Annotated in this window: 12 protein-coding genes; 6 read left to right on the forward strand and 6 right to left on the reverse strand. The window is 65.0% G+C overall.

What is annotated here, in order from left to right; genetic code table 11:
• Nucleotides 1-157: 157 nt before the first annotated feature.
• The 5 genes from JQ580_RS16730 to hpaR form a co-directional block, all read right to left on the reverse strand.
• Complete coding sequence (locus JQ580_RS16730) at nucleotides 158-1,462, reverse strand: methyl-accepting chemotaxis protein (RefSeq protein ID WP_212281150.1); 1,305 nt, start codon at nucleotides 1,460-1,462, stop codon at nucleotides 158-160.
• Nucleotides 1,440-1,961 (reverse strand): PAS domain-containing protein, encoded by a 522-nt coding sequence (locus JQ580_RS16735; protein WP_212281151.1) that lies wholly within the window; start codon nucleotides 1,959-1,961, stop codon nucleotides 1,440-1,442. The genes JQ580_RS16730 and JQ580_RS16735 overlap by 23 nt, the downstream gene beginning before the upstream one ends.
• 178 nt (nucleotides 1,962-2,139) lie before the next feature.
• Nucleotides 2,140-3,663, reverse strand: a complete 1,524-nt coding sequence (locus JQ580_RS16740) for a UxaA family hydrolase (protein ID WP_212281152.1) — start codon at nucleotides 3,661-3,663, stop codon at nucleotides 2,140-2,142.
• 170 nt (nucleotides 3,664-3,833) lie between these two features.
• Nucleotides 3,834-4,610 carry an HpcH/HpaI aldolase family protein gene (locus JQ580_RS16745; protein WP_212281153.1) on the reverse strand — a complete coding sequence of 259 codons (777 nt, stop codon included), beginning with the start codon at nucleotides 4,608-4,610 and terminating at the stop codon, nucleotides 3,834-3,836.
• 115 nt (nucleotides 4,611-4,725) lie between these two features.
• The gene (gene hpaR, locus JQ580_RS16750) at nucleotides 4,726-5,280 is read right to left on the reverse strand and encodes a homoprotocatechuate degradation operon regulator HpaR (protein WP_212281154.1); all 555 of its coding nucleotides are present in this window, start codon (nucleotides 5,278-5,280) and stop codon (nucleotides 4,726-4,728) included.
• A 111-nt stretch (nucleotides 5,281-5,391) separates the two neighbouring features.
• Here hpaR and hpaH point away from each other — a divergent pair, with 111 nt between their 5' ends.
• The 6 genes from hpaH to JQ580_RS16780 all read left to right on the forward strand — a co-directional run bounded on the left by hpaH (nucleotide 5,392) and on the right by JQ580_RS16780 (nucleotide 11,797).
• On the forward strand, nucleotides 5,392-6,198 hold the full coding sequence (gene hpaH / locus JQ580_RS16755) for a 2-oxo-hept-4-ene-1,7-dioate hydratase (protein ID WP_212281155.1): 807 nt from the start codon (nucleotides 5,392-5,394) through the stop codon (nucleotides 6,196-6,198).
• A gap of 32 nt (nucleotides 6,199-6,230) precedes the next feature.
• The gene (locus JQ580_RS16760; RefSeq protein ID WP_212281156.1) at nucleotides 6,231-6,629 is read left to right on the forward strand and encodes a 5-carboxymethyl-2-hydroxymuconate Delta-isomerase; all 399 of its coding nucleotides are present in this window, start codon (nucleotides 6,231-6,233) and stop codon (nucleotides 6,627-6,629) included.
• Nucleotides 6,622-8,160: a 5-carboxymethyl-2-hydroxymuconate semialdehyde dehydrogenase gene (gene hpaE, locus JQ580_RS16765; RefSeq protein WP_212281157.1), complete on the forward strand. Its 1,539-nt coding sequence runs from the start codon at nucleotides 6,622-6,624 to the stop codon at nucleotides 8,158-8,160. Before JQ580_RS16760 ends, hpaE begins: the two co-directional genes overlap by 8 nt.
• 135 nt (nucleotides 8,161-8,295) lie before the next feature.
• Nucleotides 8,296-9,279, forward strand: a complete 984-nt coding sequence (gene hpaD / locus JQ580_RS16770) for a 3,4-dihydroxyphenylacetate 2,3-dioxygenase (protein ID WP_212281158.1) — start codon at nucleotides 8,296-8,298, stop codon at nucleotides 9,277-9,279.
• Nucleotides 9,279-10,148 carry a fumarylacetoacetate hydrolase family protein gene (locus JQ580_RS16775; RefSeq protein WP_212281159.1) on the forward strand — a complete coding sequence of 290 codons (870 nt, stop codon included), beginning with the start codon at nucleotides 9,279-9,281 and terminating at the stop codon, nucleotides 10,146-10,148. The genes hpaD and JQ580_RS16775 overlap by 1 nt, the downstream gene beginning before the upstream one ends.
• Nucleotides 10,149-10,168: 20 nt before the next feature.
• Nucleotides 10,169-11,797: a thiamine pyrophosphate-dependent enzyme gene (locus JQ580_RS16780; RefSeq protein WP_212281160.1), complete on the forward strand. Its 1,629-nt coding sequence runs from the start codon at nucleotides 10,169-10,171 to the stop codon at nucleotides 11,795-11,797.
• A gap of 123 nt (nucleotides 11,798-11,920) precedes the next feature.
• Here JQ580_RS16780 and alkB read toward each other — a convergent pair whose 3' ends face one another.
• Complete coding sequence (gene alkB, locus JQ580_RS16785) at nucleotides 11,921-12,574, reverse strand: DNA oxidative demethylase AlkB (protein WP_212281161.1); 654 nt, start codon at nucleotides 12,572-12,574, stop codon at nucleotides 11,921-11,923.
• Nucleotides 12,575-12,577 lie beyond the last annotated feature (3 nt).

The raw sequence follows: 12,577 nt of genomic DNA on the forward strand, positions 1-12,577 counted from the left end.
AATGCTCCAGCAGCTTTTTTGAGCAGAACACCTGATGTCAGCGCGATCAAGCACTAACAACGGGCAGAGAGTGCCTAGGTAAAGTGCGGGTTGACCGTCTTCTTCCTTCTTCCTTTGCGGGAGAGGGAAAGGAGGCATCGTCCTGCCGGCGAGAGCCCTAGGCCGCCGAGGTCAGCCGCTGCAGGAACTGCGTCACCTCGCGGCGAAGCGTCTCGACTTCGCCGTGGACGCGTTCGGAGGCGCTGTTGACGCGGGCAGCGACGCGGCCGGTGTCGGCGGCGGCCTCACTGATGCCTGACACGTTGGAGGACACCTGCGAGGTGCCGGCGGAGGCTTCCTGGACGCTGCGCGCGATCTCGCGTGTCGCGGAACCCTGCTGCTCGATCGAGGCCGCAATGCTTGCCGTGATGCCGTCGATCTCCGCGATGGTCTGCGCGATGGCCTCGACGGCCGCGACCGAGTTGCTGGTCGATTGCTGCATCTCGCTGACCTTGGCGCTGATCTCCTCGGTCGCCTTCGCGGTCTGATTGGCGAGGCTCTTGACCTCGGACGCCACCACGGCAAAGCCGCGGCCGGCCTCACCCGCCCGCGCCGCCTCGATCGTGGCGTTGAGCGCCAGCAGGTTGGTCTGCGAGGCGATTTCGCTGATCAGCTTGACGACGTCGCCGATCCGCATCGCGGCCTCCGCGAGGCTGCGAATCTCGCTGCCGGCACGATTGGCTTCGTCGACGGCACGCCCGGTGCTCGTGGTCGAGCCGGCCACCTGGCGGCTGATCTCCGTGATCGAGGATGCGAGCTGTTCCGCCGCGCTCGCCACCGTCGCAACGTTGCTCGAGGCTTGATCGGACGCATGGCGCATGCTGGAAGTCTGCCGGTTCGTCGTCTCCGCCGCGGTCGCCATCTGGCCGGCGTCGGATTCGAGGTCGGTCGCGGCGCTCATCAGGCTGCCTGCGACGTCGTCGAGATGCGTGCCGAACTGCTTTGCGAGGCCGGCGATCTCGACCACGCGGCGGCCGAGGCTGTCCGTGCCCGCATTGATGACGGTTGCCGAGCGGCGGAACGAGCCGGGCAATCCGCGCGCGAGGATCTTGCGGAAATACTTGCCGCGGCTGGCATAGTCCATCGACGCCGAAGCCTCGCGGACGAAGGCGTCGGCGATGTCGAGCATGTCGTTGACCGATTTCTGGATGGCGCCGATCCGCCCGGCCTGTCGCTCGCTCAGGATCCGCGCTTCGAGATCGCCACGCGCCGCCTTGCGGCAGACCTCGGCCACCTCATCGACGGCCATCGCCGTGCGATGCTGGCACCAGAGCGCATAGCCGAGCAGCAGGATCGCGGCGCCGAGCGTCGCGGTACTGACGATGCCGGTCCAGCCGAGCAGCGAGAGGACGAACGCGGCGGCGGCGAGAAAACACGCGCCGGCGGTCGCCGCCTGCGCCTTAGAGAGAGAGCACAAATTCATCGTAGCCGACACCGTTTTGCTTGAGCAAACCGACCATCATGTCGAAGCCCGCACGCATGCCGTCCTTGGCATTGGCATGCCGCGCCTCTTCCGCGCAGAGCGCCTTGTAGATCGGCTTGATTTTCTCGACCGGCGCCGGATCGGGTTTGCGGCGATTGGAGTGATAGCCCGTGATGTTGCCGCGATCGTCGAGCGTCGGGGTGACGTGGGCGAACACCCAATAATGGCTGCCGTCCCCCGCGAGATTGACGACGTAGGCGAAGATTTCCTGCTTGGTCTGTAGCGTGTCCCACAGCAGCTTGAAGACGCAGCGCGGCATGTCTGGATGGCGGATCAGACTGTGCGGCGCGCCCATCAGCTGCTTCCATGGGTATTTCGCCATGCGCATGAAGACGTCGTTGGCGTAGGTGATGCGGCCCTTGAGATCGGTCTTCGACACGATCAGCTCCTCCTCGCCGAGGAGATTTTCCACGCCGGTGGGCCGTATCGCACGCGTCATCGTTGACGGATCCTCACGAAAGCCAGCGCCCACGAGGGACCGCCCGCATCGCTATCGGAATACGGCAAGAAGTCTTAATCATCGGTGACCGCGGGAACCCGCGCGGCGATCTGACACCTACGTAAGATTACTTAGGCGCCTTGCCCGTCCGGCAAATTCCGCGTCGGGCCGTACGCGATCACATGGTCGCGCCGAGCACCCAGGGTGCGAACTCGGCGCCGCCGAAATCGAAGCTCTCGCTCTTGGTCGGCTGCCCCGAGGCGGTCTTGAGGATGAGTTCGAAGATGCGCTGGCCGCACTGCTCGACGCTCTCCTCGCCTTCGAGAATGGTGCCGCAATTGACGTCCATGTCGTCTTCCATGCGCTTGTACATGGGCGTGTTGGTGGCGAGCTTGATCGAGGGGGCCGGCTTGCAGCCGAACACGCTGCCGCGACCCGTGGTGAAGCAGACGAGGTTGGCGCCCCCTGCGACCTGCCCGGTCGCCGCGACCGGATCGTAGCCGGGCGTGTCCATGAAGACGAAACCCTTCTTGGTGACGGGCTCGGCGTAACGCAATACCTCGACGAGGTTGGTCGTGCCGGCCTTCGCCATCGCGCCGAGCGACTTCTCCAGAATGGTGGTGAGGCCGCCGGCCTTGTTGCCGGGGCTCGGATTGGCGTTCATCTCGGCGCCTTCGCGCGTCGTGTATTCGTCCCACCAGCGCATCAGGTCGACCAGCTTCTCGCCGACCTCGCGGCTGACCGCGCGGCGCGTCAAGAGATGCTCGGCGCCGTAGGTCTCCGGCGTTTCCGACAGGATCACGGTGCCGCCGTGGCGCACGATGAGATCGCTGGCGGCGCCGAGCGCAGGATTGGCCGACACGCCGGAATAGCCGTCGGAGCCGCCGCATTGCAGGGCGACGGTGAGTTCGCTCACAGGCACGGACTCCCGTGTGACCTTGTTGGAATCCGCGAGCGCCTCGCGCACGAAGGCGATGCCGGCCTCCACCGTCTTGCGAGTGCCGCCGACCTCCTGGATGTCCATCGCGCGCAGGCGTCCTGCGAGCTTCTGCTCCTCCATCAGCCCGCCGATCTGGTTCACCTCGCAGCCGAGGCCAAGCACGATCACATGCGAGAAGTTCACATGCCGCGCATAACCGCCGAGCGTGCGGCGGAGCAGCGCCAGCGGCTCGTTCTGGGTCATGCCGCAGCCGGTCTTGTGGGTCAGCGCGACCACGCCGTCGACATTGGGAAAATCGGCCAGCGGATTGTCGCCGGTGAAAGGGTTCTTCTTGAACACGTCGGCGACGAGGCTTGCGACATGCGCGCTGCAGTTCACCGAGGTGAGGATGCCGATATAGTTGCGCGTCGCGACGCGGCCGTCCGGGCGGCGGATGCCCTCGAAGGTCGCGGGCAGGTCGAAATTCGGCGTCGGCTTGACGTCGGCGCAATAGGCATAGTCCTTGGCGAAATCGCCCATGCCGATGTTCTGCACGTGCACGTGCTGACCCGGTGCGATGGCCTGGGTCGCAAAGCCGATGATCTGGCCGTAACGGATGACAGGCTCGCCCATTGCGATCGGCTTGATCGCAACCTTGTGGCCTGAGGGGATGCGCTCGACCGTGGTCACGCCGTCTGCGACGAGCGTTCCCGGCGGCAGGCTGGCGCGCGCGATCAGCACGCCATCATCGGGATGCAAGCGGATGACGGGGCTGATGGTCATGGCAGTCTCCTTGGGTCTTCAAGTATCGTTCCCCGGACGCAGCGCAGCGTGAAACGATGCGCTGCTGAGCCGGGGCCCGGTTGTCACGTCATGTACGTCGCTGGCTTCTGGGTCCCGGCTCTGCGAAGCAGCACTACGCGCAGGATCGCGTCCGGGACACAGAGAGAGCATCAGGCCTTGCCGCCCGAATCCTTGCGGGTGGCATTGACCTGCATCTTGGCATAGGTGGTCATCAGGCCGACCTCGTTCGAGAGCGTCACCAGCTTGAAGCCCATGTTGATGGCACGCGCAGCACCTTCGGCGCCGCTGCAATGGATGCCCGGGTTGAGACCGCGCTTGCCGCATTCCTTGATGATCTTCTCGTAGATCGCGAGGATCTCGGGCTCGCTGCGGTCGAGCTTGGGCTCGAGGCCGTAGGAGAAGCCGAGATCGGACGGTCCGATATAGACGCCGTCGATGCCCTCGACATCGAGGATCGCTTCCATGTTCTCGACCGCGGTCTTGGTCTCCATCATCGGCAGCAGGATGGTGTCGGTATTCGCGGTCTTCTGGTAGGAGCCCGCGGTGCCGTACATGCCGGCGCGGATCGGGCCGTTGGAGCGGACGCCCTGCGGCGGATATTTCGAATAGGAAACGAGGTTCCTGGCTTCCTGCGCCGTGTTGACCATTGGGCAGATCACGCCATAGGCGCCGCCGTCCAGCACCTTACCGATGATGCCGGGCTCGTTCCAGGGCACGCGGACCATGGGCGTGACCGGATGCTTGTCCATCGCCTGGAAGCACTGCACCATCGAGAGATAATCCTGCACGCCATGCTGCATGTCGACGGTGACGCTGTCGAAGCCGCATTGCGCGATCATCTCGGCCGAGAAGCCCGAGGGAATAGCCAGCCACGCGTTGACCACGGCCTTGCCCGACTTCCAGATCTCTTTGACTTTGTTCGCCACGTTCTCTTTCCTTCCCTGTTGCTCTCACTCGCCGCGGATCGGGTCGGGCCGCACTTTGAGCGAAAAAAACCGTGAATGTCCATGGCTCTCGCCACGCACGCACGCATATCTGGGTTCATCCCTCCGCGATTGTATCGTCCGCGCCGCCAAGCTCTGCAAGACACAGTTCGAGCGCGCCGAGCATCTCCTGCAATTCGGCGAGCTTGCGTGCGCCGAAGCGTCGCGTGATCTCGGCATAGATCGCCTCCGAGTTCGGCGCCACCGAGGCCATCAGCTTCACGCCCTCTTTGGAGATCGAGACCATGCTGCGGCGCTGGTCCGCCTTGGCCGTCTTGCGCTCGATCAGATTGCGCGCCTCGAGATCGCGCAGGATGCGTGACAGGCTCGGCCCGAGCAGGAACGCGGTGCGCGCCAGTTCCGTGACCTCGACCGCGTCGATCGCCGCCAGCGCGCGCAGGATGCGCCATTGCTGCTCGGTCAAGCCGTGTTCGCGCAGCGCGGGGCGAAACTGCCGCATCACGGCTTCGCGTGCCCGCAGCAGCGACATCGGCAGGGAGCGCGAGAAATCGCGCATCGGCACCTGCCTTGCGGCAGGCCTTGAGACAGGCCTTGAGACAGGTCCTGCGGCCGGCACACTTCCGTTGGCTGGATCAGCCGGTCTCTTCACCATGACGCCCTTTCAAACCGCAAAATGTTTGCAGTGCAGCAAGCAGGAATTGTGTTGGACGCATTCACTTAACATGTTAAGCAATTTCCGGCACCCCAATTTGTAAGATCACAAATGGCGCTTTCCAACGACGATATCCAAGCCTGCGCAAGGCGTCTTCACCAGGCGGAGAAAACCCGCCTGCAGATCCGGCAGCTATCGCAGGACTTCCCCGGCATCACCATCGCCGACGCCTACGCGATTCAGAAGGCCTGGGTCGACGTCAAGATCGCCGAGGGGCGCATCGTCAAGGGCCACAAGATCGGCCTGACCTCGAAGGCGATGCAGAGCGCGCTTGACATCGACGAGCCGGATTCCGGCGTGCTGCTCGACGACATGTTCTTCGCCGATGGCGGGATCATTCCGACCGACCGGTTCATCGCCACGCGCGTCGAGGCCGAGCTCGCCTTCGTCATGAGCAAGCGGCTCGCAGGGCCTGATAGCACGCTGTTCGACGTGCTCAACGCCACCGACTTCGTGGTTCCCGCGCTGGAGATTCTGGACACGCGAATTGAGCGCGTCGATCCCCAAACCAAGGCAACGCGAAAGATCTTCGACACCATCGCCGACAATGCGGCGAATGCCGGCATCGTGCTCGGCGGGCGGCCGATCCGGCCTTTGGATGCAGACCTGCGCTGGATCGGCGCGCTGTGCTTCAAGAACGGCCAGCTCGAGGAGACCGGCCTCGCCGCCGGCGTGCTCAATCATCCCGCGACCGCCGTCGCCTGGCTCGCCAACAAGATCGCGCCGCTCGGTCTTGCGCTCGAGCCCGGACAGGTCGTGCTTGCCGGCTCCTTCATCCGCCCGATCGAGACCCGCAGAGGCGACACAATTCAGGCCGATTATGGCGCCTACGGCTCGGTGAGCTGCTACTTCGCGTAAAGCAACAAGACGACACAGGGAGTGAAACCGCGATGCCGCATTTCACGATCGAATATTCCGCCAATCTCGACAGCCGCCTCGATATGAAGCTGGTCTGCGAAGTCGTGCGCAAGGCGGCAGTCGAGACCGGCATCTTTCCGCTCGGCGGCATCCGCGTCCGCGCCATTCGCTGCGAGCACTATGCGATCGCCGACGCGCGGAATGACTATGGTTTCCTCGACATGGTGCTGCGCATCGGCGAAGGCCGCGACCTCCCCACCCGCAAAAAAGCCGGCGAGCACGTCTTCCAGGCACTGTCCCGCCATCTCGATCCCGTCTTTGCCGACAGCAAGTTCGCTCTGTCGTTCGACATGCAGATCAACGACAAGGACACCAGCTGGAAGCGCAACAACATCCACGATGCATTGAAAGTGGAAGCTGCCCATGGATAAACCGAGCCCGAAAGCCGATGTGTTCCAGGCCAATCGCGACCGCGTCGCACCGCTGCTGAAGAAGCTGCGGGCTGACGGCATCGGTCACATGATCGACGGCAAGACCGTCGCCTCGATCTCCGGCGAAACTTTCGAGACGAAATCGCCGGTCGATGGCAGCACGCTTGCGAGCGTCGCGCGCGGCACCGCCGAGGACATCGACCGCGCCGCAACGGCCGCGGCGCTCGCCTTCAAGTCCTGGCGCGACATGGGCCCGGCGATGCGGAAGAAGCTGCTGCACCGCGTCGCCGACGCGATCGAGGACAATGCCGACGACATCGCGGTGCTCGAATGCATCGACACCGGCCAGGCCTACCGCTTCATGGCCAAGGCTGCGGTCCGCGCCGCCGAGAATTTCCGCTTCTTTGCCGACAAATGCGCGGAGGCGCGCGACGGCCTCAACACGCCGAGCGACGAGCACTGGAACATCTCGACGCGCGTTCCGATCGGCCCGGTCGGCGTGATCACGCCGTGGAACACGCCGTTCATGCTCTCGACCTGGAAGATCGCCCCGGCGCTGGCGGCCGGCTGCACGGTCGTGCACAAGCCGGCGGAGTGGTCGCCGGTGACGGCGTCCATTCTGGCCAAGCTGGTCAAGGAAGCCGGCGTGCCCGACGGCGTGCTCAACACCGTCCACGGCTTCGGCGAAGAGGCCGGCAAAGCCCTGACCGAGCATCCCGCGATCAAGGCGATCGGCTTCGTCGGCGAAAGCGCCACGGGCTCGGCGATCATGGTGCAGGGCGCGCCGACCTTGAAGCGCGTGCATTTCGAGCTTGGCGGCAAGAATCCCGTGATCGTGTTCGACGATGCCGATCTCGACCGCGCCCTCGATGCCGTCGTCTTCATGATCTACTCGCTCAACGGCGAACGCTGCACGTCATCGAGCCGCCTCCTGGTGCAGGCCAGCATTGCCGAAACGTTCACGGAGAAGCTGACCGCGCGCGTGAAGGCGCTGAAGGTCGGCCACCCCCTCGATCCCGCCACCGAGATCGGGCCGCTGATCCACGAACGCCATCTGGCAAAAGTCTGCTCCTATTTCGATGTCGCACGCCAGGAGGGCGCCGTGATCGCGGTCGGCGGCAAGGCCCATGACGGCCCGGGCGGCGGACATTATGTCGAGCCGACGCTGGTGACTGGTGCGCATGGCAAGATGCGCGTGGCGCAGGAAGAGGTGTTCGGTCCGTTCCTCACCGTGCTGCCGTTCAAGGACGAGGCTGATGCGATCGAGATCGCCAACGACACCCGCTATGGCCTTACCGGCTATGTCTGGACCAACGATGTCGGCCGCGCGCTGCGCGTTGCGGATGCGCTCGAGGCCGGCATGATCTGGCTGAACTCAGAAAACGTGCGCCATCTGCCGACGCCGTTCGGCGGCATGAAGGCCAGCGGCATCGGCCGCGACGGCGGCGACTATTCGTTCGATTTCTACATGGAAACCAAGCACGTCTCGCTGGCGCGGGGCACGCACAAGATTCAGAAACTGGGAATTTAGCGGCAGTGTCATTCCGGGGCGCGACCAAGTCCGAGCCCGGAATCCAACCATCAACCAACTCTGCTGCGCAATGGATTCCGGGTTCGGCTCTTCAAGCCGCCCCGGAATGACGGGAGACCGAGGGGGAAAACGCCAATGCCCGTACCGCAACACGTCTTCGAGCCGCCATTCAACATCATCCGCTCCAGTCACGTCGTGCTCGACGTTACCGATCTGAAGCTGAGCCGCGATTTCTACGAGACTACCGTCGGCCTGCATGTCGAGGACGCCGACGACAAGGTGGTATACCTGCGCGCTGCCGAGGAGCATCAGCATCACTCTCTGGTCCTGCGGAAAGCGGCAGCGCCGGCATGCGCCCGGCTCGGCTTCAAGGTCGGCAACGACGGAGATCTCGACAAGGCTGCCGCCTTCCTGTCCGAAAACGGCCTCGCCTACGCCTTTGTCGACCAGCCGTTCCAGGGCCGCACCCTGCAGTTCACCGATCCCTTCGGCTTCCAGATCGAGCTCTATGCGTCGATGGACCGCCGGCCGCATCTCCTGCGCCGCTATGATCTTTACAGGGGCTGCCACCCGCAACGGCTCGATCATTTCAACGTCTTCGCCGCCGAGGTGCAGGACACCGTCGATTTCTACGCCCGGCTCGGCTTCCGCCTCACCGAATACGCCGAGGAGGATGGACCGAACGGGCGCATTGCCGCCGCCTGGATGCATCGCAAGGGCAATGTCCACGACTTCGCCATCACCAACGGCAAGGGCCCTCGCCTGCACCATTTCGCCTACTGGACGCCGACGGCGATGAACATCATCCATCTCTGCGACGTCATGGCCTCGCAAGGCTTCGTTAAGAACATCGAGCGCGGCCCCGGACGTCACGGCATCTCCAACGCGTTCTTCCTCTATGTGCGCGACCCCGACGGACACCGCCTCGAGCTCTACACCAGCGATTACTTCACCGGCGATCACGACCACGAGCCGCTGCGCTGGTCGCTGCGCGATCCGCGCCGCCAGACGCTCTGGGGCGCACCCGCCCCGCGCTCCTGGTTCGAGCAGGGCTCGCCGTTTAGCGGGCAGGCAGTGCGAGAGCCGAAATTCGTGGCCGACGTGCTGGTGGCCGACTGATGAAGCTCCCTCGCCTCGCCACCTATTCCGCCAAGGGTGATATCGGCTACGGTGCCGTCCTGCAGGGTGGCATCGTCGACCTTTCCGCACGCTACGCCAAGGACTATCCGACGCTGCGCGAGGTGATCGCAGCCGGCAAGCTCGTCAGTCTTGCCGAGGAAGCCGCCGGTCGCACGCCGGACCACGCGCTCGACGACATCACCTGGCTGCCGCCGGTGCCCGCACCGGAGAAGATCATCTGCATCGGTGTCAACTACCCTGATCGTAACGCCGAATACAAGGACGGTCAGGAGGCGCCGAAATATCCGAGCATGTTCATGCGCTCGCCCCGCTCCTTCGTCGGCCACGACACGCCGCTGGTGCGTCCGCGCGCCTCCGCGCAGCTCGACTATGAAGGCGAGATCGTGCTGGTGATCGGCAAGTCGGGCCGGCACATCCCCGAAAGCAGCGCGCTCGACCACATCGCTGCGCTCACGCTCTGCAACGAAGGCTCGGTGCGCGACTGGCTGCGCCACGCCAAGTTCAACGTCACCCAGGGCAAGAACTTCGATTCCAGCGGCAGCCTTGGTCCCTGGCTCGTCCCTTACGTCAGGGAATCCCAGATCGCCGACGTCAGGCTGACCACGCATGTCAACGGCGAACTCAGGCAGGACGATCGCACCAGTCGGCTGATCTTTCCGTTCCGCACCCTCATCAATTATATCTCCACCTTCGCAACGCTCGTCCCGGGCGATATCATCGTCACGGGCACGCCGACCGGCGCCGGTGCCCGGTTCGATCCGCCGCGGTACCTGAAGCCCGGCGACGTCGTCGAGATTGCGGTCGAGGGCATCGGCAGCTTGCGCAACGGCGTCGTCGACGAAGCCTGAACAAGATTGGAAATGATGCAATGACCACCCTCACCGGCGGCGAAGCAATCGTAAGCGGCCTGGTCGCCCACGGCGTCGACACCGTGTTCGGCCTGCCCGGCGCGCAGGTCTACGGCCTGTTCGACGCCTTCCACCAGGCCCAGCTCAAGGTGATCGGCGCGCGGCACGAACAGGCCTGCGGCTACATGGCATTCGGCTACGCGCGCTCCAGCGGCAGGCCCGGCGTGTTCAGCGTGGTGCCCGGTCCCGGCGTGCTCAACGCCAGCGCCGCGCTGCTCACCGCGTTCGGCTGCAACGAGCCGGTGCTGTGCGTCACCGGCCAGGTGCCGACGCAATTCCTCGGCAAGGGCCGCGGCCATCTGCACGAGATGCCGGACCAGCTCGCGACCCTGCGCACCTACGTGAAATGGGCCGACCGGATCGAATATCCCGGCAACGCACCGACCACCGTGGCGCGCGCCTTCCAGGAGATGATGTCCGGACGGCGCGGCCCCGCCTCGGTCGAGATGCCCTGGGACGTCTTCACCCAGCGCGCGGACACCGCCGCTGCCCGGATGCTGGAGCCGCTGCCCGCGCCGCAGCCCGATCCGGATCTCGTCAAGCAGGCCGCCACGCTGATCAAGGCGAGCAAAGCGCCGATGATCTTCGTCGGCAGCGGCGCGATCGAGGCGGGCGGGGAGATCCTCGAGCTCGCCGAGACGATCGACGCGCCCGTCGTCGCCTTCCGCAGCGGCCGCGGCATCGTCTCCAATGCGCATGAGCTGGGGCTCACCATGGCGGCCGCCTACAAGCTGTGGCCGACAACCGATCTGATGATCGCCATCGGCACCCGCGCGGAGCTTCCGGCATCCGGCTTCCGCTGGCCCTATCAACCGAGCGGACTGAAATCCATTCGGATCGACATCGATCCGGTCGAGATGCGCCGCCTCGTCGCCGATGTCGCCATCGTCGCCGACGCCAGTGACGGCACCGCCGATCTCGTCGCAGCCGTGAAAAAAGCCGGCTATGCGCGAACCCGGAACCGGCGGGAGGACATCCGCAAGGCCACCGCGACCGCGCAAGCCGAGATCCAGCGCATCCAGCCGCAGATGGCCTATCTCGACATCCTGCGCGAGGTGCTGCCGCCGAACGCGATCGTGACCGATGAATTGTCGCAAGTCGGCTTCGCCTCCTGGTACGGCTTTCCGGTCTACCAGCCGCGTACCTTCATCACCTCGGGCTATCAGGGCACGCTCGGCTCGGGCTTCCCGACCGCGCTGGGTGCCAAGGTCGCCAATCCCGACAAGCCGGTGGTCGCCATCACCGGCGACGGCGGCTTCATGTTCGCCGTGCAGGAGCTGTCGACCGCCGTGCAGTTCAACATCGGCGTGGTGACGCTGGTGTTCAACAACAACGCCTATGGCAACGTCCGCCGCGACCAACGCGAGCGCTTCGACGGCCGCGTGGTCGCCTCCGACCTTGTCAATCCCGATTTCGTCAAGCTCGCGGAGTCCTTCGGCGTGGCGGCGGCGCGTGTCACCGCACCGGATCAGTTCAAGGCGGCGATGGAGAAGGCGTTGGCCCATGGCGGGCCGTATCTGATCTCGGTCGAGGTGACCAGGGATTCGGAAGTCAGCCCGTGGGCGTTCATTCATCCGCCGAAGCCTTGACGCGTTCAGCAGCGCGCGCAGCGCGAACCATGATGCGCAATTGCGCATTGAGACTCCATAACCACGATCGGGAGTATGGATTCCGGGCCTGCGCCTCACGGCGCATCCTGGAATGACGGGCTTCTACCGTGTCCGGCGAAACGTCAGGTTGATACGCTTGCGCCCGAGCAGCGGATGCTCGCCATCGGCGAGCGGCGCGACGCCGTGATAGGCAAGCCTGCTGGCCCCGCCCCAGACCACGACATCGCCATGCACCAGGCGGAAGCGGCGCGGCTTGTCGCTGCGCGCCATGCCGCCGAACAGGAAGGCCGCGGGCAGGCCGAGCGAGACCGAGACGATCGGCGCCGTATAATCCAGCTCGTCCTTGTCCTGATGCAGCGACAGCCGCGTGCCGGGCTCGTAGCGGTTGACGAGGCAGGCATCGGGCGCGAAGTTTTGGAAGCCGCCTTGCTCAGCTGCGCCGCGCGCGAGATCGCGGAGCACCGGAGGCATCGCCGGCCATCGCGCGCCGGTGCGCGGATCGATGGGATCGTAGCGATAGCCGGTGTGATCGGTGATCCAGCCGCGCTCGCCGCAATTGGTCATCGCCACCGACATCAGATGACCGCCGGGCGTTGTCATGCGGCGGAATGGCGACTGCGCCACGATCGTGCGCACGGCGGCGATCAGTTCGGTCTCGATCGGCTTGACGAAGCCGCGCAGCAGCACGGCGCCGTCGGCGATCTCCTCGCGCGACGGCTGCGCCTCGGCAACGCTATCGAACAGATCAGCCGTCAATCG

The organism is Bradyrhizobium sp. SZCCT0148 (genome assembly GCF_018129985.1).
Taxonomy (GTDB): domain Bacteria; phylum Pseudomonadota; class Alphaproteobacteria; order Rhizobiales; family Xanthobacteraceae; genus Bradyrhizobium; species Bradyrhizobium japonicum_H.

Bases quoted from the DNA above. Each gene is read 5' to 3' on its own strand.
- JQ580_RS16775 (WP_212281159.1), top strand. From the start codon at position 9,279: ATGAAGCTCCCTCGCCTCGCCACCTATTCCGCCAAGGGTGATATCGGC.
- JQ580_RS16740 (WP_212281152.1), bottom strand. From the start codon at position 3,663: ATGACCATCAGCCCCGTCATCCGCTTGCATCCCGATGATGGCGTGCTG.
- JQ580_RS16735 (WP_212281151.1), bottom strand. From the start codon at position 1,961: ATGACGCGTGCGATACGGCCCACCGGCGTGGAAAATCTCCTCGGCGAG.
- hpaH (WP_212281155.1), top strand. From the start codon at position 5,392: ATGGCGCTTTCCAACGACGATATCCAAGCCTGCGCAAGGCGTCTTCAC.
- hpaE (WP_212281157.1), top strand. From the start codon at position 6,622: ATGGATAAACCGAGCCCGAAAGCCGATGTGTTCCAGGCCAATCGCGAC.
- JQ580_RS16780 (WP_212281160.1), top strand. From the start codon at position 10,169: ATGACCACCCTCACCGGCGGCGAAGCAATCGTAAGCGGCCTGGTCGCC.
- JQ580_RS16760 (WP_212281156.1), top strand. From the start codon at position 6,231: ATGCCGCATTTCACGATCGAATATTCCGCCAATCTCGACAGCCGCCTC.
- JQ580_RS16730 (WP_212281150.1), bottom strand. From the start codon at position 1,462: ATGAATTTGTGCTCTCTCTCTAAGGCGCAGGCGGCGACCGCCGGCGCG.
- hpaD (WP_212281158.1), top strand. From the start codon at position 8,296: ATGCCCGTACCGCAACACGTCTTCGAGCCGCCATTCAACATCATCCGC.
- hpaR (WP_212281154.1), bottom strand. From the start codon at position 5,280: ATGGTGAAGAGACCGGCTGATCCAGCCAACGGAAGTGTGCCGGCCGCA.